Source organism: Pedococcus sp. 2YAF34 (genome assembly GCF_052114585.1).
Taxonomy (GTDB): domain Bacteria; phylum Actinomycetota; class Actinomycetes; order Actinomycetales; family Dermatophilaceae; genus Pedococcus.
The window spans coordinates 18,044-43,405 of sequence record NZ_JBFRFA010000031.1 but is presented as its reverse complement, the minus strand read 5'-3'; the positions used below and the strand labels follow the sequence as shown (position 1 = coordinate 43,405).

The following is a 25,362-nucleotide window of genomic DNA, read 5'->3' as shown; positions in this document are numbered from 1 at the left end:
GTCCCATTCCGAACCCGGAAGCTAAGCCCTTCAGCGCCGATGGTACTGCACTGGTGACGGTGTGGGAGAGTAGGACGCAGCCGAACACACTTTCCAAGTCGAAAGGGCCTTCCCCCACAGGAAGGCCCTTTCGCATTTGTGGGCGCATTTCTCCTGGCCGTGCCGGGGTCCGTTCGCGAGGTGTTTGTGTGCAGGGCCCCTGGTGGTTGAGCCAGAGGACCCTTCGTGTCGGTATGACCGGTTAGGGTGGCTCTCCCGGTGGTGGCGACGACGCCGCCACCGAGCCCCCACCGTCGCCGGCCGACCGTCGGCGTCCTGTCCCCGGAGGTCCGATGTCTGCGTCCACCCCGCCTTCCCGGCCGAAGTCCGCCATGCCCGCCACGAACGACAGTGCCGCCGGTAGCACCACCGGCGCGTCAGCGGTCAGCGAGCGCTCACGTCGCCAGGTCCTCGGCATGGCCGTCCTCGGCGGCGCCGGCGCGACTACGGCGTTCTTCGCCGCGCCGGGTACCGCGGCGGCGTCGCCGAAGGGGCGCCCGGGGTCGGGCACGACGCCGTACCGGCTCACCGTCATGGGCACCACGGACACGCACGGCAATGTCCTCAACTGGGACTACTTCAAGGACGCGGTCTACGACGACGGTCCGCACAACGACATCGGCCTGGCCAAGGTCGCCTCACTCGTCAAGCTCGTCCGTGCGGAGCGTGGGGCGTCCAGCACGCTGCTGCTCGACGCCGGCGACACGATCCAGGGCACGCCCCTGGCCTACTACTACGCCAAGATCGACCCCATCACCGGGGGAGCCGTGCACCCGATGGCCAAGGCGATGAACGCCATGGGCTACGACGCGGCGGCGCTGGGCAACCACGAGTTCAACTACGGGATCGACACGCTCCGGACGTTCGAGTCCCAGCTGGACTTCCCGCTGCTGTCCGCCAACGCCGTCGACTGGAAGACCGGGGCTCCGGCCTTCCAGCCCCACGTCATCACGTCCGTGAAGGTGCCGGGGGTGGCCAAGCCGCTCAAGGTCGGCATCCTCGGCCTGGTGACGCCGGGCGTGGCCATCTGGGACAAGGCGAACGTCGAGGGACGGCTGAAGTTCCCGGGGATCGTCGAGCAGGCCAAGGTCTGGGTCCCGAGGCTCAAGGCCGCCGGCTGCGACCTCGTGATCGTCTCCTGCCACTCGGGAGCCAAGCCCGGGTCCTCCTACGGTGACGCGCTGCCCTACCCGGAGAACGCGTCCTTCCAGCTCGCGGAGCAGGTCGCCGGCGTCGACGCGGTCCTGGTCGGACACGCGCACGCGGAGATCAAGGAGCAGCTCGTCCCCAGCAAGGCGACTCCCGGCAAGAACGTCCTGGTGACCGAGCCGCTGAAGTGGGGGATGCGCCTGTCCGTCATGGACCTCGACGTGGTGCACCAGGCCCGCGGCTGGAAGCTCGTCTCCGCCCACGCCCACCTCCTTGATGCCAACACGGTTCCGGAGGACGCGGCGGTCGCCGCGCTGGTGCGCGAGGACCACGCCGTGGTCCGCACCTACGTCAACTCGGTGATCGGCACCTGCACCGCACCGATGTCGGCGGCCACCGCTCGCTTCGAGGACACTGCGGCGATCGACTTCATCAACCACGTCCAGGCCGACGCCGTGAAGGCTGCCCTCGCGGGCACGCCCGACGCGTCGCTGCCGGTGCTGTCCATCGCGGCGCCGTTCAACCGGGACGCCGCGATCCCGTCCGGCAACGTCACGGTGCGCGACGTGGCGGGTCTCTACGTGTTCGACAACACCCTGCTCGGCATCCGCTTCACCGGTGCGCAGGTCAAGGCCTACCTCGAGTACTCAGCGGCCTACTACGAGACCGTTACGGGTGCCGGGCCGTTCGCCCCCGACGACATCACCAACGCCGTCAACCCGGCCACGGGACTCGAGACGCCCGACTACAACTACGACATCATGGGCGGCCTCGACGCGTCGCTGGCCTACGACATCGACATCGCCAAGCCGGTCGGCCAGCGCATCACCGCCCTGACCTACGGTGGCCAGCCCGTCGACCCTGCCGCGCAGTTCGTGATCGCGATCAACAACTACCGGCAGTCCGGCGGTGGCAACTTCCCGGGCGTGACCACGGCACCGGTGCTCTACAACGCCCAGGTCGAGATCCGCCAGCTGCTGATCGACTGGACCACGGCGCAGGGTGTCATCGACCCCGCGACCTTCACCACCTACGACTGGCGGCTCCTGTCCGACGGCACGCCCGTGGTCGTGGAGGGGGCAGCGGAAGGCGGCCGACACTGACGAGGACGTCGTCCCCGGCTGCTCAGCCGGGGACGACGTCGAGCCGGTAGCCGCGCTTCACCACGGTGCGGATGAGCCCCTTCGCTGCGCACGCGTCCCGCAGCCTGGCGACCGCCACCTCGGCTGTGTGCGGGTCGTTGGACTCGCCGGGGAGCACGGACAGCACCTGCGTACGCGTGACGACCTCGCCTGCGGCAGCCACCAGCAGCCGGAGCACCTCGAGGCCGCTGGGGGACAGCGGCAGGACGTGGCCGTCGAGCACAGCCACGGTGCGGCGCACCTGGAGGCGCCCTGCCGCTGTCGTCACGGCAGAGGTCTGCGCCTCCTCGTAGTGGCTGACGAGGCTGCGCACGAGCGCGCCCAGCCGCCCGCGGTCCGGGACGATCGGCTCGATACCCCGCTGGAGGAGGGGGCGAGCGGTCACCGGACCCACGGCTGCGGCGACCATGGCGCCGGAGGTGAACCGGTGTCGCACTGCTGCCCAGACCTCGGCGTCGTCGACGGCGGCGAGCCAGGCGGCGGCACCGGGGGCGGAGGTGAACACGACGGCGTCGATCTCGCCTGAGGCCGCCGCGAGGACCGACGCTGCCACCGCGTGGGGGTCGGGGGCGGGGCCCCACCGGTAGACGACGAGGCTGTGGACGTCCGCGCCGGCCGCCGCGAGCTCGGTGTCGAGACTGTCCGCGCCGGCGCCGTGGTGCTGCACGGCGATCCGCTGCCCGGCCACACCCTCGGAGAGCAGCAGGTCGAGGATCTCCGCCGACGTCTCGGACTCCGCGACCCAGTCGGCCTGCAGGCCCGCCGCCTGGATGGCGCCCCGCGCCTTGGGCCCGCGCGCGATGATGCGAGCCTGCACGAGGACCGACGTCAGGTCGTCGGCCATCCCGGCGGCATCCGCTGCCTCCACCCAGCCGCGGAACCCGATGCCGGTCGTGACGACGACCGTGTCTGGAGGGTCGGCGACCAGGGCCTTGGTGTCGAGCAGCAGCTGGTCGTCGTGCTCGTGCGGCACGATGCTCAGGGCAGGGGCGTGCCGCACCGTGGCCCCACGCCGGGACAAGGCCGATCCCAGCTCTCCGGAGCGACGGTCCGCGGTCACGAGCACGACGCAACCGGCCATGACGGGGGCGAGCGACCCCGGTGCCGGGCGGGTCACGGGGGTGCCGCCAGGAGCCCTGCGACGGCGACGTCGCCGACCACGACCACGGCCGGTGCCCGCACCCCTGACTCCCTCGCGGCCTCGACCACGTCGCAGAGCGCGGCACGAGTCACCCGCTGCGTGGGCAGGGTGGCGTCCTCGACCACCGCGACAGGCGTGGCCGGGGAGGCGCCTGCCGCGAGGAGCTGCGCCACGTGCTGACCCAGCAACGAGACGCCCATGAGCACCACGAGCGTGGCGCTGGAGTCGACGACGCACTGGACCGCGGCCCTGTTGAGCGCCCCGTGGCCATGCGCCACGTGCACCGCCCCTACTGTGCCGCGGTGCGTGACGGGTATGCCTGCGGCTGCGGGTCCGGCCAGCGCCGAGCTCACCCCTGGCACCACCTCCACAGGAATGCCGTGGGCGGTCAGCTCGGACTGCTCCTCACCGCCCCGACCGAAGAGGAAGGGATCGCCGCCCTTGAGCCGGACGACGACCCGACCTCGCTGGGCCTGCTCGACCAGCACGGCGTTGATCTCGTCCTGGGTGGTCGCGTGCGCACCGGGTACCTTGCCGACGTCGATGACCTCCACGTCCTTGCGCAGGGACCTCAGCAGGCTGGTCGGGCCGAGCCGGTCCGTAACGACCACGTCGGCCTCGGCCAGGGCCTGCCGTCCGCGGACGGTGATGAGGTCGGGCGCGCCCGGGCCGCCGCCGACCAGGACCACGCGACCGACCCGGTTGCCGCCGCCGGAGGCACTCACCGGGCGGTGTCGGCGCAGGTCGAGGTCACCGGTCTCGAGGGTCAGGGCCAGCTGGTCGCGCACCGCCCGGGCCCGCGCCGGGTCCGGGCCGTCGGTGGAGGCGACGCCGACGACGAGGCCGGCGTGGCGGGCGGTGGCCGGCGTGCGCGCCGTACCCTCTCCGACCTCGCTCGCGCAGACGCTCCAGGTGCGACGCGCGGTGGCCCATTCGCAGAGCCGGGCGTTGGCCCGGGCGTCGTCGGTGGCGGCGTGCACGAGCCACATCCCCTCGACGTCGCCCTCACACACCTCCCGGTCGACCCACGTGAGCGCACCGTCGAGGACCGCGTCGACGAGGTCCTCGCACAGCTGCGGTGCAACGACCGTGACGACCGCACCGTCGGCCGCCATCGAGGTCGCCCGCCGGGCAGCCACAGCCCCGCCACCCGCCACCAGGACGGGCCGGCCGGTGACGTCGAGGCCCAGCAGAGTCGTCATCGCGCACCCTGTCCTCCGGGGAGCCCCACGCTCACCACGCCGTCCACGACGTGCACCGGGTACGTCGTCAGGGACCGGGGCTCCTTGCCGACGGGGTCGAGGCACGCCCCGGTGCGCAGGTCGAACACCTGCTTGTACATCGGGGAGGCCACCGTGGGAACGCTGCCGCGGGTGCCGACGATGCCGCGGGACATGACGTTCGCGCCGCTGAAGGGGTCGAGCTGCTGGACGGCGTGCACGTGGTCGTCGAAGGTCCGGAAGAGGGCGACCTGGGTGCCCTCCACGAGGGCCGCAGCGCCTCGTTCACGCGACAGGGACTTCAGGCTGCACACCTCGTGCCAAGTCACGCCGAGGTCGGCCGGCGCGGTGGTCTCGATCGTCATCTGCGCACCTCCAAGGTGGTGCCGGCGATCAGGACAGCTCCGCCGGTGCGTTCGGAATCCGTTGCGGGACGCGGCTGCCCGCGTTCGCTGACATAGACGAGGGTGTCGTCCGGCTGGTCGGGGGCGTTGACGAACGACCCGAACCTGCGCAGCGTCTCGGGGTCGTCGAGCGCGGCCGCCCACTCGTCCTCGTAGCCGTCCACGTGACCCGCCATGGCGTCGTCGAGGTCGGCACCGATGCCCAGGGAGTCCTCGAGGACCACCGCGCGGATGGCGTCGAGCCCACCCTCGTGGTCCTCGACCCACGCAGCGGTCCGCTGGAGGCGGTCCGCAGTGCGCACGTAGTACATGAGGAACCGGTCGATGGTGCGCACCAGCGTCTCCGTGTCGAGGTCCTCGGCGAGCAGCTGGGCGTGCCGAGGGGTGAAGCCGCCGTTGCCCCCGACGTACACGTTCCAGCCGTGGTCGGTGGCGATGACCCCGACGTCCTTGCCGCGGGCCTCGGCGCACTCGCGCGCGCACCCTGACACGCCCAGCTTGATCTTGTGGGGTGAGCGCAGCCCCCGGTAGCGCAGCTCGAGCGCGATGGCGAGGCCGACCGAGTCCTGCACGCCGTAGCGGCACCAGGTCGAGCCGACGCACGACTTCACCGTGCGCAGCGACTTGCCGTAGGCGTGCCCGGACTCGAAGCCGGCGTCGACCAGCCGCCTCCAGATCCGGGGCAGCTGCTCGATCCGTGCCCCGAACAGGTCGATGCGCTGGCCGCCGGTGATCTTGGTGTAGAGCCCGAAGTCCTTCGCGACCTCGCCGATGGAGATGAGTCCCTCGGGGGTCACCTCACCACCGGGGATGCGGGGCACCACGGAGTAGGAGCCGTCCTTCTGCAGGTTGGCCATGACGTGGTCGTTGGTGTCCTGCAACGAAGCCCGCTCACCCTCGAGGATGTGGCCGGTGCCGAGGGAAGCCAGGATCGAGCCGATGACCGGCTTGCAGATGTCGCAGCCCCGGCCGCGTCCGTGGCGGTCGATGATCTCGCTGAACGTCGTGAGTCCCTGGACCCGCACGACGTCGAACAGCTGCGCGCGTGAGAGGTCGAAGTGCTCGCACAGGGCGTTGCTCACCTCGACCCCGGACTTCTCCAGCTCGGTCGTGACGAGGCGCTTGACGAGAGGGAGGCAGGACCCGCAGCTCGTGCCGGCGCGGGTGCACGCCTTGACGCCCGCGATGTCGGTGCAGCCGCCGTCGGTGACCGAGCAGCGGATGGCACCCGCAGTGACGTTGTTGCACGAGCAGACGGTCGCGTCCTCGGGGAGGTCGCCCGCCGGGGCGGCCGCAGCTCCCTCGGGCAGGAGGTGCGCAGCGGGGTCCCCACCGAGCTCCCGTCCCACCATCGGGCGCAGCGCGGCGTATGCACTGGCGTCGCCGACGAGGATGCCGCCGCGCAGTGTCCGGGCGTCGTCCGACACCACGAGCTTCTTGTAGACCCCGGCCACCGGGTCGGAGATGACGACCTCGAGGCTGCCGGGCTCGCTGGCGAAGGCGTCGCCGAACGACGCGACGTCGACGCCGAGCAGCTTGAGCTTCGTGGACAGGTCTGCCCCGGGGAACGTCCCTCCACCACCGAGCAGGCGGTCCACGACGACCTCGGCCATGGTGTAGCCGGGAGCGACCAGCCCGAGGCAGCGACCACCGATGCAGGCCACCTCGCCGACGGCCCACACCGAGGGGTCCGACGTCGCGCAGGACTCGTCCACGACGACGCCGCCGCGCTCGCCGACCTCCAGGCCGGCTTCACGGGCGAGCTGGTCGCGGGGTCGCACCCCGACGGCGAAGACCGCGACGTCGGCCTCGAGCCGGTCGCCGTCGGCGAACTCCATGCCGGCCACCCGTCCGAGCCTGCCCGTGACCTTCGACGTCGCGGTGCCGGTGCGCACCGAGACCCCGAGGGCCTCGATGAGCCGGCGGAGCGCCTCGCCGCCGCCGTCGTCGACCTGCAGGGGCATCAACCGCGGCGCGAACTCGACCACCGTGGTGGAGACGTCCAGGGCCGTCAACGCCCCGGCGGCCTCGAGACCGAGCAGCCCACCGCCGACGACCGCGCCACGCAGGGGGCGACCGAGCTCGGTACGGAGCTGCTCGACGTAGGTCCGCAGGTCGGCGACGTCGTCGATGGTGCGGTAGACGAAGGCCCCGCGCAGGTCCTTGCCCGGGACGGGCGGCACCGCGGCGTACGAGCCGGTCGCGAGGACCAGCGAGTCGTAGGGGAGCACGCGGCCGTCCGAGGTGGCGACCGTCTTGCTCCTGCGGTCGACCGCGGTCGCGGCGACTCCGCGGCGGAGGGTGACGAGCGGGTCGTCCCACAGCTCCTGCCCGCCGAGGGCGAGGTCCTCGGGGTCGCGGCCGGTGAAGTACGAGGTGAGGGCCACCCGGTCGTACGGTGCCCGGGGCTCCTCGCAGAGCAGCGTCACCGCCCATTGGCCGGCGGTGTCCCGGGCCCGCAGGGCGTCGACGAGGCGGCGCGCGACCATGCCGCCGCCGACGACGACGAGCTGCCGCGGGGTGGGGTTATCGACCATGGCGGCCACGCTAGGACGCTGCCGTTTCGGCGCTGTGGATCATGTGTTTCCCCTTCGTTACGTCGTCCTCACGCAGGAGGTCGGAGGTGGGAGAGGCGGCAGGAGCGGTCCCGGGACGGGCGTTCACGGGTGAGCGGCGCAGGACGTCGAGCAGGGTGCAGACGTCCTCGGCGCAGCCGCCGCAGCCGGTGGTGGCCCGGGTGGCGGCCGCGACCTCCTCCACCGTGCCGGCGCCGTCCTGGATGCAGGCCGCGATGGCGCCCCTGCTCACGCCGTTGCAGCGGCAGACGGTCGCATCAGCGGGCAGGTCGGCGGGGGTGGCTGCCGCCGTGGGGCGCGAGGCGAGGGCGGTCAGCAGGAGGTGGGCGGGGTCCAGGGGCACCGGGATGCGCCGGGTGTAGGCCGTCACCAGCTCGGCCGCGACGCTCCCGGCGCCGACGCAGGTGGCGCCGACGAGCCGGTCGCCCGAGACCACCACCTCCACGTGCCGACCCACGGCGGGGTCGCTGAGGCGCAGGGTGCGCTGCGTCGGGTCGCCGGGCCGCTGCACACCGCAGACGCCCATCGTCACGACGTCGAGGCCGTGGGCCTTGAGGCGCACGACGTCGGCGGCGGGGGAGGGGGCTGCGGGCGACCCTGCCGGCGCCGCGTCGCACAGCCGCGCAGCCAGCCTCCGGGACTGCTCCCAACCCTGGGCGACGAGACCGCTCGCGCCGTCCGGGGGTTGCGCGCAGTCGCCGATCGCCGCGACCCGCGGGTCGGCAGCGCAGGCGAGGTCGGATCCGACGACGACTCCGCGATCCACGGCGAGCCCTGACGAGGCCGCCAGGGCGGTGCTGGGGACGGTGCCCGTGGCGAGGACCAGGAGGTCTGCCGGCAGCACCGTCCCGTCGTCGAGCACGAGCCCGGCCAGCCGCCCGTGCCGGGTGAGGGCCTCGACGGCGCCCCGGCCCACGCGCTGGTCGATGCCGAGGCCGGCCATCGCCGCCTCGACGACGCGGCTGGCCTCCTCGTCGAGCTGCCGTTCCATGAGTGCTGGTGCAGGGTGCACGACAGTGACGGTGACGCCGCGACGGGCGAGACCGCAGGCGGCTTCCATGCCGAGCACCCCGGCACCGAGGACGACCGCGTGCCGGGCGTTGAGGGTGGCCGCGACGATCTCGCGGGCGTCGTCGATGGTGCGCAGGGCGTGGACCCCGGACGTCAGCCCGGCACCGGTCCGCAGGCCCGGCAGGGGTGGGACGCGGGCGTCCGACCCGGTCGCGAGCACCAGGCGGTCGTAGCGCAGGTGCCTGCCGTCGTCGATCTCCACGACTCGGTCGTCACGGTCCAGTCGCACCGCGTGCGTGCCGCGCAGCACCGTCAACCGCTCACTGGTGGGAGTCGGAAGGGTGAGCGCGGCCAGGTCGTGCTTGGCGGCGACGACCTCGCTGAGCAGCACCCTGTTGTACGGCTCGCACGCCTCGGCGCCCACCACGGTCACGTCGAACCGCTGCGCCGAGTCGGCGGCGAGCAGGTCCTCCACGAACCGCGACCCGACCATGCCGTTGCCGACCACGACGAGCCGGGTCATGACGCCGCCCCGGTCGCCAGGGCGTGGACTTCTCGCGCCGGGACGGCCGTCGGGTCGACGGGCAGCCCCGCCGTGACGTCGACTGCGCAGACCTTGAACTCGGGCATGCCCGAGACCGGATCGGTGGCGTCGGAGGTCAGCCGGTTGACGCTGTCCGGACCTCCCCAATGGAAGGGCACGAACACCGTGTCGGGGCGTATGCCCTCGCTGACCCGCGCGGGCGCGGTGAGCGACCCCCGGGCAGTGGTGAGGCAGACCGGCTGCCCGTCGACGACGCCGAGCCGCGCAGCCAGCAGCGGGTGCAGCTCGGCCAGTGGTCCGGGGACGGCGGCGGCGAGGTCGCGGACCCTGCGCGTCTGGGCGCCGGACTGGTAGTGCTGCAGGACCCGTCCGGTGACGAGGTAGAGCGGGGCGTCAGGACGCAGGTCGTCAGACGGCCCCACGTGGTCGACTGCCACCATGCGTGCGCGCCCTGAGGCGGTGGGGAAGCACTCGAGGAACAGCCGGGGTGTTCCCGGGTGCTCGGGCTCGCCGCGCTCGGCGGGCGGGCAGGGCCACCAGACGGCCGCGCTCTCGTCGTCACGGTCGAGACGGCTGTGGCTCACGCCGCCGTAGTCGGCTCGGCCACCGCTGCTGGCGCGGGCGAGCTCGTCGAAGACCAGGCTGGGATCGGTGTCCCAGGTGCCGGGGGCATCGAGCCGGGACGCGAGCTGGGACCAGACCCACAGCTCGCTGCGTACGCCCGGTGGTGGCTCGACTGCCTTGCGGCGCCTCAGGATCCGCCCTTCGAGCGAGGTCGTGGTCCCCTCCTCCTCCGCCCACTGGGTGACGGGAAGCACGACGTCGGCGAGCAGGGCCGTCTCCGACGGCACGAAGTCGCACACCACGAGCAGGTCCAGGGCAGCCAACCGCTCGGCCACCCGGTGGCCGTTGGGTGCGCTGACGAGGAGGTTGGAGCCGTGGACGAGCAGCGCGCGAGGACCACCTTCCGTGCCCAGCGAGGAGAGCAGCTCGACCGCCGGCTTTCCCTTGCCCGGCAACGACTCCGGCGGCACGCCCCACACCGCGGCGACGTGCGCGCGGGCGTCCGGGTCGTCGATCATGCGGTAGCCGGGGAGCTGGTCGGACTTCTGTCCGTGCTCGCGTCCGCCCTGTCCGTTCCCCTGGCCGGTGACGGCGCCGTACCCGCTGCCCACGCGGCCGGGCAGGCCGAGCACGAGGGCGAGGTTGATGGCGGCGGAGACGGTGGCGGTGCCCTGGCGGGACTGCTCCACCCCTCGTCCGGTGAGGACGTACGCACCCCGTCCGCCGTGCACCGGGCTCGAGGCAGCCAGGAGGCGGGCGGCCGCGCGCAGCTGCTCGCCCGGGACGCCGCACACCTGTTCAGCCCGCTCCGGCCACCAGAGCGCGCAACGCCGGCGCACCTCCTCGAGGCCCTCGGTGCGGCGCGCGAGGTAGGCGGTGTCGGCCAGCCCCTCGGCGAGCAGGACGTGCAGGAGGGTCAGGAGCACGACGAGGTCGGTGCCCGGGACGGGTTGCAGGAGCATCCCGGCGCCCTCGCCGGCCAGCTCCGCGGTGGCGCTGCGTCGCGGGTCCACCACGACCAGGCCGCCCCTGCTCCGCGCGCCGGACAGGTGCGCCACCGATGGCGGCATGGTCTCGGCCACGTTGCTCCCGAGCAGGAGCACCGCGTCGGCGCCCGCCAGGTCGGTGAGGGGGAAGGGCAGCCCCCGGTCGATCCCGAGCGAGCGGTTGGCGGCTGCCGCGGCGCTGCTCATGCAGAAGCGGCCGTTGTAGTCGACGTTGGCCGTGCCGAGGGCCACACGAGCGAACTTCCCCAGCTGGTATGCCTTTTCGTTCGTGAGGCCGCCTCCGCCGAACACCGCGACGGCGTCAGGACCGTCCTCGGTGCGGATCCGCGTGAGCTTCCCAGCGACGAGGTCGAGCGCCTCGTCCCAAGTCGCCGGCGCGAGGACGCCCTTCGCGTCACGGACCAGGGGAGTGGTGAGGCGGTCCGGCGCCCGGAGGACCTCGGCGCTCGTCCAGCCCTTCTGGCAGAGACCACCGCGGTTCGTGGGGAAGTCGCGACCAGCCACGGCGACATGGGGCTGCGCGGGCCCAAGGGCGGCCGTGCGTCCGGGAGGGACTGAGGAGGTGAGGCGTTGGGCGCACTGCAGGGCACAGTACGGGCAGTGGGTCGCGGTGCCGTCGGCAGGGGTGGCGGGCACGACACCCACCTCAGATCGACTCGGCGGCGAGGGGAGAGCCCTTGCGGGCGTACACCGCGTACGTCGTCGCGGCCATGAGGACGTACGCGGCGACGAACACCCACAGGGCCGGGATGAGCGAGCCGTGGCTCGCCTTGGCCGCCGCGAACCCGCGGGGGATGAGGAAGCCGCCGTACGCCCCCACCGCACCTGCGATGCCGATGCAGCCCGCGGCCGTCTTGCGGGCGACCGGCAGCTGCTCGGGGCTGGTCCCGGCCCGGAAGACGGCCGGGATCATGCGGTAGGTCGCGCCGTTGCCGATGCCTGCACCGAGGAACAGGACGAGGAACGAGCAGAAGAAGACGGCGAAGGTGTGCGTCCGCAGGCCGTCGATGGCGCCGACGGCCCCTGCCGCCAGCACGGCGAACGAGCCGATGGCGACCCGCGCTCCGCCGAGGTGGTCGGCCACCAGCCCACCCACGGGGCGTGACAGCGCGCCGACCAGCGCGCCGAGGAAGGCGAGCGTGGTGGGTGCCTGGGGGAACTGCGTCTTCAGCAGGGTCGGGAACGCCCCCGAGTACCCGATGAACGAGCCGAAGGTGCCGATGTAGAGGAACGAGATGACCCAGGTGTGCCGGTTGCGGGCTGCCCGGGCGAAGCTGCCGTAGTCCGAGCGGACGCCGGACAGGTTGTCCATGCCGCGCCAGGCCGCCAGGGCCGCCAGCAGGACCAAGGGGATGAACATCAACCCGGCACGCTCGAGGTGCGTGCCCGCGCCGACGGCGATCACGGCCGGCACGACGAGCTGGACCACGCCGGTGCCCAGGTTTCCACCAGCAGCATTGAGGCCCAACGCCTTTCCCTTCTCGGCCTCGGGGAAGAAGAAGGAGATGTTGGTCATCGAGGAGGCGAAGTTGCCGCCGCCGAAGCCGGCGAGGGCGGCACAGGTCAGCAGCAGGCCGAACGACGCGGACGGTTGGGTGACGACCCAGGCCAGAGCCGTCGATGGGATGAGCAGGAGCAGGGCCGAGACGACGGTCCAGTTGCGGCCGCCGAAGAGGGGGACCGCGAACGTGTAGGGGATCCGGACCGTGGCGCCCACGAGGCTCGGCAGGGCGATGAGCCAGAACTGCTGGTCCAGCGTCAGGTCGAACCCGGCCGCCGGCAGCAACGGCACGACGACGCTCCACAGGGCCCAGACGCAGAACCCGAGGAACTCCGCGCCGATGGACACAGTGAGGTTGCGGCGGGCGATCGCCCGGCCGCCACCGTGCCAGAACGTCGGGTCCTCGGGGTCCCAGTGGTCGAACCAGCGGCCGGGGCGGTGCACCGGTCGGGTCGGGGTGACGGCATCGGTGGTGGTGAGTTCTGTGGTCACCAGCCGAGCGTGGCAAGGAGGTGTTTCGCGACCCGGCAGTGGCCGTTAAGCACCCGTAACAGTTGCCGCACAGCCCGTCGGGGCGGCCTGTGAGAAGTGGCCGTCACCGGCCAGACGGTCGGTCCGTCGGTCAGGCGCCCACGACGGGCGTGCCCCGCAGCTGGACGTCGTGGGCGGCCAGCTCCGCGAGGGCTCGCGCGGTGGTCTCCGGGGCGACGCCCGCGGTGAGGTCGAGCAGCACGATCGTGTCGAAACCTTCCTCCTCGGCGTCCAGGGCGGTCGCGCGGACGCAGTGGTCGGTCGCGATGCCGACGACGTCGACGGCCTCGATCGCCCTGTCCCGCAACCACTCCGCGAGCGGGACCCGCTGGTCGGCCTCGACGGTGAACCCCTCGAAGCCGCTGTAGGCAGCTGCGTGCAGGCCCTTGCGGAAGATCGCCTCGACGTGCTCGAACGCCCGCTCGGCCGCAGGGTGGAACAGTGCGCCGTCGGTGCCCACCCGGCAGTGCGCGGGCCAGGTGTCCACGAAGTCGGGGGAGCTGCTGAAGTGCGCGCCCGGGTCGTCGTGCCAGTCGGCCGTGGCGACGATCGCGGCGTAGTCCTCGGCGTGCTCCGCGACGTAGTCGCTGATCCGGCGGGCGACGTCGGCACCTCCGGTGACGGCCAGCGACCCGCCCTCGCAGAAGTCGTTCTGGAGGTCGACGATGACCAGTGCGCGGCTCATGGCGCCACGCTAGCCTGCGTCGCTCGCGACGATGGCGTCGCGCAGCGCCAGCATGCCGACCACGACCTCCTCGAAGCTGGTGCTCAGCGGCGCGACACCGATCCGGATGCCGTCCGGGTCGCGGTAGTCGGGGATGACGCCCTGCGTCCACAGAGTGGCTGTGATCTCGCGGAACCCGTTGCGCCGCAACGTCACGTGGCCGCCGCGGACCGTGGAGTCGCGGGGGCTGGCCACCTCGACACCGAGAGGTGCGAGCACGTCGTCGGCGAGGCGGATGACGAGCTCGGTCAGCGCGACCGACTTGGCCCGGATCGCTTCGATGCCCGCCTCCTCGATGACGTCGAGGGAGGCCTGCAGGGGCACCATGGCGAGGATCGGCGGTGTGCCCGAGACGAACGAGCGGATGCCTCCCGCGGGGTCGTAGCCCGGACCCATCTGGAAGGCGTCACGCCGGCCGATCCAGCCCCAGATCGGCTGGCGCAGGGAGCCGTGGTGGCGCTGGGCGACATACGCCCACGCAGGGGATCCCGGACCCCCGTTGAGGTACTTGTAGGTGCACCCGACCGCGAGGTCGACTCCCCAGTCGTCGAGCTGCACCGGCACCGAACCGCCGGTGTGGCTGAGGTCCCACAGGACCAGGCCGCCCGCCTCGTGGACGGCCGCGGTGATGCCGGCTCCGTCGGCGATGAAGCCCGAGCGGTAGGCGACGTGGCTGAAGACGGCGAGCGCCGTCCTCGGTCCCACGACCTCCTTCACCTGCTCCAGCGTGACCCCGGAGCGCTCGTCGGCCTCGATCCACCTCAGGGTCAGACCGCGCTCCGCCGCGATGCCCTCGAGGACGTAGCGGTCGGTGGGGAAGTTGTCGGTGTCGAGGACGACCTCGTCACGTCCTTGGGCCAGCTGGGCGTCGACGGCGGCGCGCGAGAGCTTGTAGAGCAGGACCGTCGTCGAGTCGCCGACGAAGGTCTGGCCAGGGGCTGCACCGAGCACGAGCTCGCCGATGCGGTCGCCGACCCTGCCCGGCCACTCGAGCCACTGCTCGTCCCACGAGCGGATGAGGCGGTCGCCCCAGGGGCCGGCCACGAACTGCTGCAGCCGGTCGACGGCGGCGGCGACCGGACGCCCCAGGGAGTTGCCGTCGAAGTAGGCGACCAGGTCGGTGCCCTCCGGCGTGAGGTAGCGGTCCCGGAGGGCGCTCAGGGGGTCGGCGGCGTCGAGCTCAGCCGCCTCGGCGCGGTAGTCGTGGTCAGCCATGACCGCATCCTGCCGCATGCCCTGCTACCCGCGGGAGTCGACGTACTCCGTCGGGATCGCGGGCTCTCCCCGCTGCAGCCTCAGGGCCGCCGCGGGGAGCTCCGCGCGCGACGCGCCGTGGCGCTCGCGTGCCGCCTCGAGGGTGTGACGTCCGGGGTCGACCCGCTCGCCGGCGCGCACGAGCGGCGCCAACAGGGTGCGGTCGTCGCCGTCGTCCAGGGGTGCGTCGCCGACGCCGATGACCTCCGCCTCGGCCACGCCGTCGGGCGAGCGGCGGCGCAGGGCGTACTTGCGGCCCGCCACCGAGGCCTTGTCCTTGCTCTTCTTCGCCACGCCGACCAGCGTGCCGCCCTCGTCCTCGCGCGCGACGAGCTTGTAGACCATGCCCGCCGTCGGGGCACCGGACCCGGTGACGAGGGAGGTGCCGACGCCGTAGAGGTCGACCGGCCCGGCGGCGAGGCCCGCGATGGCGTACTCGTCAAGGTCCGAGGTGACCACGATCCTGGTGTCGGTGGCCCCGAGCTGGTCCAGCTGGTCGCGCACCTGGCGCGCCTGGACCAGCAGGTCGCCGGAGTCGAGCCGCACGGCGCCGAGCTCGGGACCGGCCAGCTCGACCGCGGTCGCGACAGCGGTGGGCACGTCGTAGGTGTCCACGAGCAGGGTCGTGCCCTTGCCGAGGGTCGCGATCTGGGCGGCGAACGCCTCGCGCTCGTCGTCGTGCAGGAGCGTGAACGCGTGCGCGGCCGTGCCCGCCGTGGGCACGCCGTACCTTCGCCCCGCCTCGAGGTTGGAGGTGGTGGCGAACCCGGCCACGTAGGCCGCGCGGGCGGCGGCGACGGCCGCCTCCTCGTGGGTGCGGCGCGAGCCCATCTCGATGCACGGTCGGGAGCCGGCGGCCGCCGTCATCCGGGAGGCCGCGGAGGCGACGGCGCTGTCGTGGTTGAGGATGCTCAGGACGAGCGTCTCCAGCAGCACCCCGTGGGCGAAGTCCGCCTCGACGACGAGCACCGGCGACCCGGGGAAGTAGCACTCGCCCTCGGCGTAGCCCCACACGTCGCCCTCGAAGCGGTAGCCGGCGAGGAAGTCCAGCGTGGTCTCGTCGACCACGTGGCTGTCGCGCAGCCGCCGCAGCTCGGCGTCCCCGAAGCGGAAGGCCTCGATCTCGTCGAGCAGCCGCCCCGTGCCGGCGACCACGCCGTAACGACGTCCCTCCGGCAGCCGGCGGGCGAAGACCTCGAACACGCACTGCCGGGACGCGGCACCGCTGCGCAGCGCGGCCTCGACCATGGTGAGCTCGTAGTGGTCGGTGAGCAGTGCGGTGGACTCCACCCGGGCAGCCTATGGTGGTGCCGTGCCGTCCGCCCTGTCCGTCACCGCCTCCGTCGCGCCCGTGGAGCAGGAGAGCGTCGCGGCCGACGCGGCGACCGAGCCGGACGTCCCCTGGATCACCTTGGTGTGGAACGACCCGGTCAACCTCATGTCCTACGTGACGTTCGTGTTCCAGACCTACTTCGGCTACTCCAAGGCCAAGGCGGAGCGCCTCATGATGGACGTGCACACCAAGGGCCGCGCCGTGGTGTCGACCGGTGCGCGCGAGCGCATGGAGACCGACACCGAGGCCCTGCAGGGCTACGGCCTGTGGGCCACGTTCCAGAAGGACAGCTGAGTGGCCCGGGGATTCAAGAGGCGGCAGGGGCGCTACGTCGCCAAGCTCGACGCGGTCGAGCGCGGGCTCGTGGTCGGACTCATGGAGCAGGTGCGTGAGCTGGTGCAGCCCGCCGCTGTCCCCGACCCCGAGGACGGTGGTGACGAGTTCGACCGGATCGTCGCCGGCCTCGGTGGCGTCGGTATGGGGGTCTCGCTCGCGGCCGACGACCAGGTCCCCGAGCTCACCGGGGGAGTGCCCGCGCCGCGGGACCCGGCCCTGGACCGGATCTTCCCCACGGCGAACCGGCAGGACGACCAGGTGGCGGCCGAGTTCCGCCAGCTCACCGAAGAAGGCCTGCGGGCCCGCAAGACCCGCAACCTCGACACGGCCATCTCGGCCCTGGGTCACCTCGAGGACCAGAAGGTCAGCCTCGACCACGACCAGGCGGTGGCGCTCGTCGTCGCGCTCACGGACGTGCGGCTGGTGCTGGGCGAGCGGCTCGGCCTGCGACAGGACGACGACCTGGACCTCATCGAGGAGCAGGTGTCGAGCCTGGCCGAGGACGACCCGGCGGTCTACGCGCTCGCGGTCTACGACTTCCTCACCTGGCTGCAGGAGACGCTGGCGCACGCGCTGCTGCCCTGACCTTGGCCGAGGTGTGTGACGGACCAGACGGCCCGGCGGTCACGGGCCACGGCGGTAGCCCGTCTAGCCTTGACCCGTGGCTGACGCACCCATCGGGATCTTCGACTCCGGCTACGGCGGCCTGACCGTCGCCCGGGCCGTGCTCGACCAGCTGCCCCACGAGTCGATCGCCTACTTCGGCGACACCGCCCGCGCGCCGTACGGGCCACGGCCGATCGCCCAGACCCGTGAGTTCGCCCTCGAGTGCCTGGACCGCCTGGTCGACCACGGCGTCAAGGTGCTCGTGATCGCCTGCAACACCGCCAGCGCCGCCGTGCTGCACGACGCCCGCGAGCGCTACGACGTCCCGGTCGTCGAGGTCATCCGCCCCGCCGTGCGCCGCGCCGCGGCCGCCACCCGCAACCACCGCGTCGGCGTCATCTCGACGCGCGGCACCCACCAGTCCGGGGCGTACGTGGACGCGTTCGCCGCTGCGCCCCAGATCGACGTCGCCAGCGTCCCGTGCCCGCGGTTCGTCGAGTTCGTGGAGTCCGGGGTGACGAGCGGCGCGGAGGTCATCGAGACCGCGCGCCACTACCTCGCACCGCTGCAGGAGCGTGAGGTCGACACCCTCGTCCTCGGCTGCACGCACTACCCGCTGCTGACCGGCGCCATCTCCTACGTGATGGGGGAGGGCGTCACCCTGGTGTCGTCGGCGGACGAGACGGCCAAGGACGTGTACCGCGTGCTCGCGGACTCCGACGCCCTGCGCCCGGCGCACCTTCCGCCGCCGAGCCACGGCTTCACCACGACCGGCGACGCGGCGGAGTTCACCCGTCTCGCGCGTCGGTTCCTCGGCCCCGAGGTCGGCGCCGACGACGACACGGTCTTCGGCGACGCCGTCGTGAGGTCGGTACCCACGCCTGCCGCCGCCGGGGCGCCCGCGGTGTCGGGAGGGTCTGTGGCGTCCGAGGTACCTGTGGCATCGGGGGGTGCTCGATGAAGGTGACCGTGGTGGGGTGCTCCGGCTCCTTCGCCGGCCCGGAGTCACCCGCGTCCTCCTACCTCGTCCAGGCCGACCACGAGGGTCGCACGTGGAGCATCGTCCTCGACCTGGGCAACGGTGCCCTCGGTCCGCTGCAGGGACTGGTCGACCTCGCCGACCTCGACGCCGTCTTCATCAGCCACCTGCACCCCGACCACTGCGTCGACATCTGCGGCCTCTACGTCACCCGCAAGTACCGGCCGGGCGGCGCCGTCGCTGGACAGCTCGACGTGCACGCGCCGGCGGGGGCCGGCGACCGCTTCGCCCTGATGTACCACGGTCTGGAGCACACCGGGATGAGCGCCGAGTTCGCGGTGCACGAGCTGGGCGACACGGTGGCGGCCACCGTCGGGCCGTTCACGGTCACGGCATACCGCGTCAACCACCCCGTCGAGGCGTACGGGTTCCGGGTCGAGGCCGACGGTGCGGTGCTTGCCTACACCGGGGACACCGACGCCACGGACGCCCTGACGCCGCTGCTGACCGGCGCGGACCTGGCCCTGGTGGACAGCGCCTTCGTGGACGGGCGCGACGAGGCCCAGGGCATCCACCTGTCGGGTCGCCGGGCCGCCGAGGCCGCGGTGGCGGCGGGGGGCGTCGGACGGCTCGTGCTCACCCACATCCCACCGTGGAACGACCCGGAGGTCTGCCGGGCCCAGGCCGCCGAGGCGTGGCCGGGGGCGGTGGAGCTCGCCGTGCAGGGCGACACCTGGGCCCTGGGGTGCGAAGCTCCCGCGGACGGCGCGTCTCCCGAGCAGCCGGCCGGGGAGGAGCGCGTGACCATCGACCGCGCCGCGGGCCTGTCGATGTGGGCCGACTACCGCGCCAGCTGTTCGGGCCTCCCCGACGAGGGCGAGCCCCCGGTGGAGTGCTTCGGCGACAGCCCGGCTCTGGCGGACGAGCTGATCGCCTTCGTGACCGACGGCCCCAAGCGCGCGACGGCCGGCCTGGTCGCCGCGTATGCAGCGGACGGCGAGCCGCTTCCCCGCGTCGGGTCGCACTGGGTCGCCTGCGGCGGCGACGGCCGGCCCCGTGTCGTGCTGCGGACGCAGGAGCTGCGGGTGGGACCGTTGAGCTCGGTGGACGCGCAGTTCGCCTGGGACGAGGGCGAGTACGACCGCTCCCTCGAGTCGTGGCTCGACGGGCACCGGCGATTCTTCCGGCGCGAGTGCGAGCGCATCGGCATCGAGTTCTCCGACGAGCTCGAGGTCGTGTTCGAGCGGTTCAGCCGGGTATGGCCGCCGGGCCTCGCGGACTAGCCTCGGCCCCGGCGCTCGCCGACGAGTGTCGGCTCATGGCGCTCGCGGTCTAGTGTCGGCTCATGGCCAAGCAAGCGACGGTCGAGCTCGCTCCCGGTGTGTGGCGCATCCCCCTGCTCGGCGACTTCGTCAACGGGTTCATCCTGCGCGACGACGACGGGCAGGTGACCCTCGTCGACATGGGCGTCAAGAAGTCGGGCCCGAAGGTCATGGCGGCGCTCGCGTCCGTCGGCTCGGGCCCCTCCGACGTCACGCGCCTGCTGCTGACCCATGCCCACCCCGACCACGCCGGGGGAGCGGCGCACGTGGCGGCGGTCACGGGCCGCGACTTCGCCATCCACGAGGACGACGCATCGTACGCGGAAGCCGGGCAGAGCCCGCCCCGGGACCAGTCGTTCCTCATGGCCCGGCTGATGGCACGGCTCGGAGGCAGCGGCAACGACTACGCCGCCGTCACCGTGGGGGAGCGGCTGACCGACGGGCAGGTCCTCGACGTGGCGGGCGGCCTCGAGGTCGTGCACACCCCGGGGCACTCACCCGGGCACGTGGCCTACCTGCACCGCTCGTCCGGGGTGCTGATCACCGGTGACTCCATCTTCAACGTCCGGGGCGTGCGGTGGCCGGTCAGGTCCTTCTGCACCGACTTCAGGCTGACCCAGAAGACCGCCCACCGACTGGCCGAGCTCGACTACACGACGGCGGCGTTCACGCACGGCCCGCACATCGCCGACGAGCCCCGCGAGGCGATCCGGCGCTTCCTCGCCCGGCAGAAGGTCTAGAGCCGCTCGCGCAGCCAGTCGAGGTCGGCCCGCTGGCCCTCGAGGCCACCGCGCGTCTCGATGACGACCGGCGCACCGGCGGCCCGCACCGCGGCGGCGAGCTCGTCGGGGTCGATGAGCCCCTCGCCGAGGTTGGTGTGCCGGTCGGCGCCGGAGTCGAACTCGTCACGGCTGTCGTTGCAGTGCACGAGGTCGATGCGGCCCGTGATGGAGCGGATCGCGTCCACCGCGCCCGCGAGCGGGATGCCACCGGCGTGGGCGTGGCAGGTGTCGAGGCAGAAGCCGACGTTGTCGGAGCCCTCCGCACTCCCGATGGCATCCCAGGTGCGGGCGATGCGCTCGAGCGTCCGCGCCATGGCGTTGTCGCCGCCGGCGGTGTTCTCGAGCAGCAGGGGGATCTTGAGGTCGGTGGCCTCGATGGCCTTGCGCCAGTTGTCGAAGCCCTTCTCGACGTCCTCGGCCTTGTCGACGTGGCCGCCGTGGACGATGAGGCCCTTGGCGCCGACCGAGGCGCCGGCGTCGATGAACTGCTGGAGCAGCTTGCGGCTCGGGATGCGGATGCGGTTGTTGGTCGTCGCCACGTTGATGAGGTAAGGCGCGTGGACGTAGAGGTCGACCCCGGCTGCCTCGGCGTCGGCCCGCAGCGCCTCGGCCCCGCCTGCGTACTCCACCTCGGGCCCCTTGTAGCTCTGCGGGTTGCCCAGGAAGAACTGCGACAGACCGGCGCCCCGCTCACGGGCCGCACCCACCGGGTCGGCCGAGTCGACGTGGGCACCGAGGGCGAAGGTTGCAGCCATGGGTCCACCCTAGGGCGGCCCACCGACGGCGGTTAGCCTTGCTGCCGTGACCGACACCACCGCCCCGACCGCCCAGGCCCGCCACGACGGCCGCACCCCCGACCAGACCCGCGAGGTGCGCATCACCCGCAACTGGCTGGACCACGCCGAGGGCAGCGTGCTCGTCGAGTTCGGCCGCACCCGGGTGCTCTGCGCGGCCTCGTTCACCGAGGGCGTGCCGCGCTGGCTCAAGGGCAAGGGCACCGGCTGGGTCACGGCGGAGTACGAGATGCTGCCCCGCGCGACGAACACCCGCTCCGACCGCGAGTCCCGCAAGGGCAAGGTCGGTGGGCGCACCCACGAGATCAGCCGGCTCATCGGCCGCAGCCTGCGGGCGGTCATCGACACCAAGGCGCTCGGCGAGAACACCATCGTCCTGGACTGTGACGTCCTGCAGGCCGACGGCGGCACGCGGACCGCCGCCATCACCGGCGCCTACGTCGCGCTCGTCGACGCCATCGAGGACGCCCGGGCCAAGGGCCTCATCGCCAGGAACGCGAAGCCGCTCACCGGTTCCATCGCCGCGGTCTCGGTCGGCATCGTCAAGGGCCAGGCGGTCATCGACCTCGACTACCCGGAGGACTCGACCGCTGAGACCGACATGAACGTCGTCATGACCGGCGACGGGCGGTTCGTCGAGGTGCAGGGGACCGCGGAGGCCGCGCCCTTCGACCGCGACATGCTGGACGCGCTGCTCGACAAGGCCACCCAGGGCTGTGCCGACCTCGCCGTCCGCCAGCAGGAGGCGCTCGCCGCCACGCCGCGGGAGCGCGAGCTGTGACCCGGGTCGTCCTCGCGACCCGCAACGACCACAAGGTCCTCGAGCTGCGCGCCATCCTCTCCGACGTGGTCGAGGAGCTCGGCCTCGAGATCGTCGGAGCCGGTGACTTCCCCGGCGCGCCCGACGTGGTCGAGGACGAGGTGAGCTTCGAGGGCAACGCCCGGCTCAAGGCGCTGGCGCTCGCCGAGTTCACCGGGCTGCCGTCGCTCGCCGACGACTCGGGGCTGTCGGTCGACGTGCTCGGGGGTGCTCCCGGCATCTTCTCGGCGCGCTGGGCCGGTCGCCACGGCGACGACCGCGCCAACCTCGACCTGCTCCTCGCCCAGACCGCCGACGTCAAGGACGAGCACCGCGCGGCGGCCTTCGTGTGCGCCGCGGTGCTGGCGCTGCCGGACGGTACGGTGCGCTCCACCGAGGGCCGCATGCCTGGGGCATTGGCGCGAGAACCCAAGGGTGCCAACGGTTTCGGCTACGACCCGGTGCTGGTCGTCGAGGGCGACACCCGCCACGCGGCTGAGCTGTCGCCGGAGGAGAAGAACGCGATCTCCCACCGCGGCAAGGCGTTCCGCGCCCTGGTCCCGCACCTGCGCGACCTGCTCGGCTGAGGACGCCCCGAGGCCGTACAGTGGCCTCCGCGCGCAAGTGGCGGAATCGGCAGACGCGCCAGGTTTAGGTCCTGGTGCCTTCGGGCGTGCGGGTTCAAGTCCCGCCTTGCGCACCGGACCCGGCTGTCGCGCGCCGGCCTCGTCGTGGTCCCGGTATCGCGTCCACGTGCACCTGAACGTGAGGCGCTTCGCAGGGCGGGCTCTGCCACAGGTGGGGGATACGGACACCAAGGGTGCCTGTCGGGGCTGTCACCCGGCTTTCAGGCTGGCGACAGGCGACCACGGGGGCCGCCACTGACAGAAGGACTCCGCCATGCACCTCACCACTCGCCCCGGCCGGTTCGCCGCCGGACTGACCACCTTCGCCGCCGTCGCTTCCTTGGGAGGCACCGCCGCGGTGATGGCGACTCGCACCGGCTCACACCAGGGGCAGCATGCCCGGGCGGTCGCTGCGACTGGTCCCGCGTCGATGACCGGCGTCATGTCAGCGCCCACCGTGACCCAGCGACCGACGATGCCATCCAGCCACCCGCTCGGTGCGACGGCCCGACCGACGCGGCCCGCGCGACCGCTCACCGCAGCGCAGGCTGCGGCCCTCGCAGCGAGCGCGACCAGAGCCCACGTCGACGAGGTGGAAGCGGCCACCGGCCCGGTCGGGACGACGTACGACGTCAAGCTGGTACGCCCGGACGGTTCGAATGTGGAGGTCCTCGTCGTCGCTCGCACTGGTCAGGTCTCCGTCGCGGGTGAGCAGGACAAGGCAGACCCAGCGGCCGAAGGCGCCGCGGGGCTCGAGAGCGTTCCGAACGAGCCTGACCACCCGTCCGACAGGTCCGACCACTAGGCGGGCCCAACACCTTGGCACGGTCGCCCGACACCGCACCACGGTGAGGGACACTTGCTCCATGAGATGTGCTGCATCCACTGGCTCAAGTCCCGCCGTGCGCACATGACTGCACCCACGGACGGCTGGGAGGACCGGCAGGACCTGCCCGGCAAGAACGCGCTCGACACGGCGTCCTGGCGCCGTGAGGTGCACGCCCTCTATGCCGCCGTCCGCGCGGAGCCGGACCCCGAGGAGGCCCACGCCCTCTGGGTCGAGACGCGGTCGCGCCTGTTCCTCGAGCACCCGGCGTCGCCACGCCGCGAGGGGCAGTCGCTGCGCCACGCGCCGTACGACCCGGCGTTCCGGTTCGTCGTGCCGGTGGAGCCGGCCGAGCAGGAGCCGTGGGAGTTCCTGTCGGCGACCGATGGCGTGGTGCCGTTCCGCGGCGCCGGGCGCGTGACGCTGGAGGGCCTCGGGACGCTGGACCTGTGGTGGCTCGACTCGTACGGCGGAGGCCTGTTCCTCCCCGTGCGCGACGGCTCTGCGGGACAGGAGACCTACGGCGCCGGCCGCTACCTGCTCGACACCGTCAAGGGGGCTGACCTCGGGCGTGACGACCAGGACTCCTGGGTGGTCGACCTCAACTTCGCCTACAACCCCTCGTGCGTCTACGACTACCGCTGGGTGTGCCCGCTGGCGCCGCCCGGCAACCGGGTCGAGGCCAGTGCGCCGGTCGGCGAGCTGCTGCCGGAGGGCTACTGAGCGGCCTCCGACGGACTCGCGCGCCGCGGGACGCCCGTGCCGTACCGTCGGGCTGTGAACCCCCTGCTGCGCGAGCTGCTCCCGGCGCTGCGCCTCGACGAGGGCCACGTCGCCGCCCACCTCGACCTGCGGCCCGGCAGTGCGCTGCCCTCGGTGCTGCCCGTCAGCACGCTGGCCTGCGGGGCCGTCGCCGCGGCAGGGCTGGCCGGGGCCGTCCTGCGTGGCGGCGACCGTGTCCACGTCGACCCGCGCCAGGTCGCCGTCTCTTTCCGGGGCGACCAGCTGCAGAGCCTCGGTGGCGTGGGCGGGTCGGGGTTCGCGCCCCTGTCCGGCTTCTTCGAGACACAGGACGGCTGGGTGCGCACGCACGCCAACTACCCACACCACCGGGCTCGCCTGCTGCGCGCGCTGGGGCTCGGCGAGGACACGACGCGAGACGAGCTGACTGCCTTCATGGCCGCGGCAGGCGCCTCCGAGGTCGAGGACGTCGTGACCGCCGAGCACGGCATCGCGGTGCGCGTGCGCCCGCTGGCCGAGTGGATGGGCGGCGAGCAGGCGCGGGCCGTGGCGACGCACGACGTGCTGGCCGTGACCACGACGGGGGACGCGGCCCCGGCGCCGGTCCGGCCACGACCCCGCGTCCTCGACCTCACCAGGGTCATCGCCGGCCCGGTGGCCACCCGGACGCTGGCGTTCCTCGGCTGCGACGTGCTGCGCGTGGACAGCCCGCACCTGCCCGAGATCGAGGCCCAGCACCTCGAGACCGGGCCGGGCAAGCGGTCCACGCTCGTCGACCTCCACGACGAGCACGCCCGCCGGCGCCTGCACGAGCTCGTGGACGAGGCCGACGTCCTCGTCGTCGGCTACCGGCCCGGGGCGCTCGCGGCATACGGGCTGGACCCCGACGCGCTCGCGCTGACCCACCCACACCTCGTGTGCGCCACCCTCACGGCGTGGACGCCGAGCGGGCCGTGGGGTGGCCGCCGTGGGTTCGACAGCATCGTCCAGGCAGCCACCGGTATCGCGCTGCTGGAGTCGCGCGACGACCGGACCCCTGGTGCCCTGCCGGCCCAGGCGCTCGACCACGCGACGGGGTACCTCCTCGCTGCCGGGGTCCTCACGGCCCTGCGTCGCCGGGCGGTGGAGGGCGGCACCTGGCGCGTGTCCGCGCACCTCGCCCGGACCGCGCACTGGCTGCTCCAGTCCGATGCCCTCGACGCCCCGGCGCAAGCTCTCGACGACCCCTCGCCGTGGATGGTGTCGACTCCCACCGACCTCGGTGAGCTCGTGCAGTCCAGACCCGCCTTCCAGGTCGACGACGGGCCCCGCGAGTTCACCCGGGTCGGCCACCGGTGGGGCGCGGACGCCGCGGAGTGGTCTGCGCCCCAGGGACCGGTCGACCCGCCGGTCCGGGGCCGGAGACCTTGAC

General features: G+C 72.8%; 21 protein-coding genes, 1 tRNA gene, 1 rRNA gene and 1 pseudogene. 13 read left to right on the top strand and 11 right to left on the bottom strand.

The genetic code is table 11. From position 1 onward, the window contains the following. A 5S ribosomal RNA gene (rrf, locus tag AB4Z02_RS14875) occupies positions 1-86 on the top strand; the annotation flags it as partial. Positions 87-371: 285 nt separating this feature from the next. Next, positions 372-2,291: a bifunctional metallophosphatase/5'-nucleotidase gene (locus tag AB4Z02_RS14870; protein ID WP_441971856.1), complete on the top strand. Its 1,920-nt coding sequence runs from the start codon at positions 372-374 to the stop codon at positions 2,289-2,291. A 22-nt stretch (positions 2,292-2,313) separates the two neighbouring features. On the opposite strand, the gene AB4Z02_RS14865 is transcribed toward AB4Z02_RS14870, so the two are convergent. The 10 genes from AB4Z02_RS14865 to AB4Z02_RS14820 all read right to left on the bottom strand — a co-directional run bounded on the left by AB4Z02_RS14865 (position 2,314) and on the right by AB4Z02_RS14820 (position 16,055). Continuing rightward, positions 2,314-3,411: a uroporphyrinogen-III synthase gene (locus AB4Z02_RS14865; protein ID WP_441971864.1), complete on the bottom strand. Its 1,098-nt coding sequence runs from the start codon at positions 3,409-3,411 to the stop codon at positions 2,314-2,316. A 32-nt stretch (positions 3,412-3,443) separates the two neighbouring features. Further along, positions 3,444-4,673 carry a uroporphyrinogen-III C-methyltransferase gene (cobA, locus tag AB4Z02_RS14860; RefSeq protein WP_441971854.1) on the bottom strand — a complete coding sequence of 410 codons (1,230 nt, stop codon included), beginning with the start codon at positions 4,671-4,673 and terminating at the stop codon, positions 3,444-3,446. Further along, positions 4,670-5,056 (bottom strand): nitrite reductase small subunit NirD, encoded by a 387-nt coding sequence (gene nirD / locus AB4Z02_RS14855; protein WP_056884806.1) that lies wholly within the window; start codon positions 5,054-5,056, stop codon positions 4,670-4,672. The genes cobA and nirD overlap by 4 nt, the downstream gene beginning before the upstream one ends. Then, entirely contained in the window at positions 5,053-7,632 is a 2,580-nt protein-coding gene (gene nirB / locus AB4Z02_RS14850; protein ID WP_441971852.1) for a nitrite reductase large subunit NirB, read from the bottom strand. The genes nirD and nirB overlap by 4 nt, the downstream gene beginning before the upstream one ends. Before the next feature lie 10 nt (positions 7,633-7,642). Further along, positions 7,643-9,205: an FAD-dependent oxidoreductase gene (locus tag AB4Z02_RS14845; protein WP_082590901.1), complete on the bottom strand. Its 1,563-nt coding sequence runs from the start codon at positions 9,203-9,205 to the stop codon at positions 7,643-7,645. Beyond that, positions 9,202-11,433: a molybdopterin oxidoreductase family protein gene (locus tag AB4Z02_RS14840; protein ID WP_441971850.1), complete on the bottom strand. Its 2,232-nt coding sequence runs from the start codon at positions 11,431-11,433 to the stop codon at positions 9,202-9,204. The genes AB4Z02_RS14845 and AB4Z02_RS14840 overlap by 4 nt, the downstream gene beginning before the upstream one ends. A 10-nt stretch (positions 11,434-11,443) precedes the next feature. Continuing rightward, positions 11,444-12,790, bottom strand: coding sequence for an MFS transporter (locus AB4Z02_RS14835; protein ID WP_441971849.1), 1,347 nt, complete (start codon positions 12,788-12,790; stop codon positions 11,444-11,446). Between the two features lie 130 nt (positions 12,791-12,920). Beyond that, positions 12,921-13,514 carry an isochorismatase family protein gene (locus AB4Z02_RS14830; RefSeq protein WP_056884804.1) on the bottom strand — a complete coding sequence of 198 codons (594 nt, stop codon included), beginning with the start codon at positions 13,512-13,514 and terminating at the stop codon, positions 12,921-12,923. 9 nt (positions 13,515-13,523) lie between these two features. Beyond that, entirely contained in the window at positions 13,524-14,768 is a 1,245-nt protein-coding gene (locus AB4Z02_RS14825) for a kynureninase (RefSeq protein ID WP_441971846.1), read from the bottom strand. Positions 14,769-14,792: 24 nt separating this feature from the next. Next, the gene (locus AB4Z02_RS14820) at positions 14,793-16,055 is read right to left on the bottom strand and encodes a nicotinate phosphoribosyltransferase (protein ID WP_441971862.1); all 1,263 of its coding nucleotides are present in this window, start codon (positions 16,053-16,055) and stop codon (positions 14,793-14,795) included. A gap of 64 nt (positions 16,056-16,119) precedes the next feature. On the opposite strand from AB4Z02_RS14820, the gene clpS reads away from it, so the two are divergent. The 6 genes and pseudogenes from clpS to AB4Z02_RS14790 all read left to right on the top strand — a co-directional run bounded on the left by clpS (position 16,120) and on the right by AB4Z02_RS14790 (position 20,123). Further along, entirely contained in the window at positions 16,120-16,434 is a 315-nt protein-coding gene (gene clpS, locus AB4Z02_RS14815; protein WP_369818932.1) for an ATP-dependent Clp protease adapter ClpS, read from the top strand. Beyond that, positions 16,435-17,061 carry a DUF2017 domain-containing protein gene (locus tag AB4Z02_RS14810; RefSeq protein ID WP_441971844.1) on the top strand — a complete coding sequence of 209 codons (627 nt, stop codon included), beginning with the start codon at positions 16,435-16,437 and terminating at the stop codon, positions 17,059-17,061. A 76-nt stretch (positions 17,062-17,137) separates the two neighbouring features. Next, positions 17,138-18,043, top strand: a complete 906-nt coding sequence (murI, locus tag AB4Z02_RS14805; RefSeq protein ID WP_082590899.1) for a glutamate racemase — start codon at positions 17,138-17,140, stop codon at positions 18,041-18,043. Continuing rightward, positions 18,040-18,804, top strand: a pseudogene (locus AB4Z02_RS14800) (MBL fold metallo-hydrolase); the annotation flags it as partial. The gene murI and the pseudogene AB4Z02_RS14800, both read left to right, overlap by 4 nt. An 87-nt stretch (positions 18,805-18,891) precedes the next feature. Next, positions 18,892-19,344, top strand: a complete 453-nt coding sequence (locus tag AB4Z02_RS14795) for an ASCH domain-containing protein (RefSeq protein ID WP_441971860.1) — start codon at positions 18,892-18,894, stop codon at positions 19,342-19,344. A 62-nt stretch (positions 19,345-19,406) separates the two neighbouring features. Beyond that, positions 19,407-20,123 carry an MBL fold metallo-hydrolase gene (locus AB4Z02_RS14790; RefSeq protein WP_441971842.1) on the top strand — a complete coding sequence of 239 codons (717 nt, stop codon included), beginning with the start codon at positions 19,407-19,409 and terminating at the stop codon, positions 20,121-20,123. On the opposite strand, the gene AB4Z02_RS14785 is transcribed toward AB4Z02_RS14790, so the two are convergent. Further along, entirely contained in the window at positions 20,120-20,920 is an 801-nt protein-coding gene (locus tag AB4Z02_RS14785) for a deoxyribonuclease IV (protein WP_441971840.1), read from the bottom strand. The genes AB4Z02_RS14790 and AB4Z02_RS14785 overlap by 4 nt on opposite strands. 46 nt (positions 20,921-20,966) lie before the next feature. On the opposite strand from AB4Z02_RS14785, the gene rph reads away from it, so the two are divergent. The 5 genes from rph to AB4Z02_RS14760 all read left to right on the top strand — a co-directional run bounded on the left by rph (position 20,967) and on the right by AB4Z02_RS14760 (position 25,361). Then, complete coding sequence (gene rph, locus AB4Z02_RS14780) at positions 20,967-21,740, top strand: ribonuclease PH (RefSeq protein WP_441971839.1); 774 nt, start codon at positions 20,967-20,969, stop codon at positions 21,738-21,740. Then, a complete protein-coding gene (gene rdgB, locus AB4Z02_RS14775; protein ID WP_056884797.1) occupies positions 21,737-22,345 on the top strand; it encodes an RdgB/HAM1 family non-canonical purine NTP pyrophosphatase in 609 nt (202 codons plus the stop codon). The genes rph and rdgB overlap by 4 nt, the downstream gene beginning before the upstream one ends. 31 nt (positions 22,346-22,376) lie before the next feature. Further along, a tRNA-Leu gene (locus tag AB4Z02_RS14770) sits at positions 22,377-22,458 on the top strand. A gap of 836 nt (positions 22,459-23,294) precedes the next feature. After that, positions 23,295-23,933, top strand: coding sequence for a DUF1684 domain-containing protein (locus AB4Z02_RS14765; protein ID WP_441971837.1), 639 nt, complete (start codon positions 23,295-23,297; stop codon positions 23,931-23,933). A 54-nt stretch (positions 23,934-23,987) separates the two neighbouring features. Beyond that, positions 23,988-25,361 (top strand): CoA transferase, encoded by a 1,374-nt coding sequence (locus AB4Z02_RS14760; RefSeq protein ID WP_200949305.1) that lies wholly within the window; start codon positions 23,988-23,990, stop codon positions 25,359-25,361. Position 25,362: the final 1 nt, after the last annotated feature.

What these genes read in the sequence shown, in the direction of transcription:
- AB4Z02_RS14870 (WP_441971856.1), top strand. Translation starts at nt 372, where the DNA reads ATGCCCGCCACGAACGACAGTGCCGCCGGTAGCACCACCGGCGCGTCA.
- AB4Z02_RS14865 (WP_441971864.1), bottom strand. Translation starts at nt 3,411, where the DNA reads ATGGCCGGTTGCGTCGTGCTCGTGACCGCGGACCGTCGCTCCGGAGAG.
- cobA (WP_441971854.1), bottom strand. Translation starts at nt 4,673, where the DNA reads ATGACGACTCTGCTGGGCCTCGACGTCACCGGCCGGCCCGTCCTGGTG.
- nirD (WP_056884806.1), bottom strand. Translation starts at nt 5,056, where the DNA reads ATGACGATCGAGACCACCGCGCCGGCCGACCTCGGCGTGACTTGGCAC.
- nirB (WP_441971852.1), bottom strand. Translation starts at nt 7,632, where the DNA reads ATGGTCGATAACCCCACCCCGCGGCAGCTCGTCGTCGTCGGCGGCGGC.
- AB4Z02_RS14845 (WP_082590901.1), bottom strand. Translation starts at nt 9,205, where the DNA reads ATGACCCGGCTCGTCGTGGTCGGCAACGGCATGGTCGGGTCGCGGTTC.
- AB4Z02_RS14830 (WP_056884804.1), bottom strand. Translation starts at nt 13,514, where the DNA reads ATGAGCCGCGCACTGGTCATCGTCGACCTCCAGAACGACTTCTGCGAG.
- AB4Z02_RS14825 (WP_441971846.1), bottom strand. Translation starts at nt 14,768, where the DNA reads ATGGCTGACCACGACTACCGCGCCGAGGCGGCTGAGCTCGACGCCGCC.
- AB4Z02_RS14820 (WP_441971862.1), bottom strand. Translation starts at nt 16,055, where the DNA reads ATGGTCGAGGCCGCGCTGCGCAGCGGTGCCGCGTCCCGGCAGTGCGTG.
- AB4Z02_RS14795 (WP_441971860.1), top strand. Translation starts at nt 18,892, where the DNA reads ATGTGGGCCGACTACCGCGCCAGCTGTTCGGGCCTCCCCGACGAGGGC.
- AB4Z02_RS14790 (WP_441971842.1), top strand. Translation starts at nt 19,407, where the DNA reads ATGGCCAAGCAAGCGACGGTCGAGCTCGCTCCCGGTGTGTGGCGCATC.
- AB4Z02_RS14785 (WP_441971840.1), bottom strand. Translation starts at nt 20,920, where the DNA reads ATGGCTGCAACCTTCGCCCTCGGTGCCCACGTCGACTCGGCCGACCCG.
- AB4Z02_RS14765 (WP_441971837.1), top strand. Translation starts at nt 23,295, where the DNA reads ATGACTGCACCCACGGACGGCTGGGAGGACCGGCAGGACCTGCCCGGC.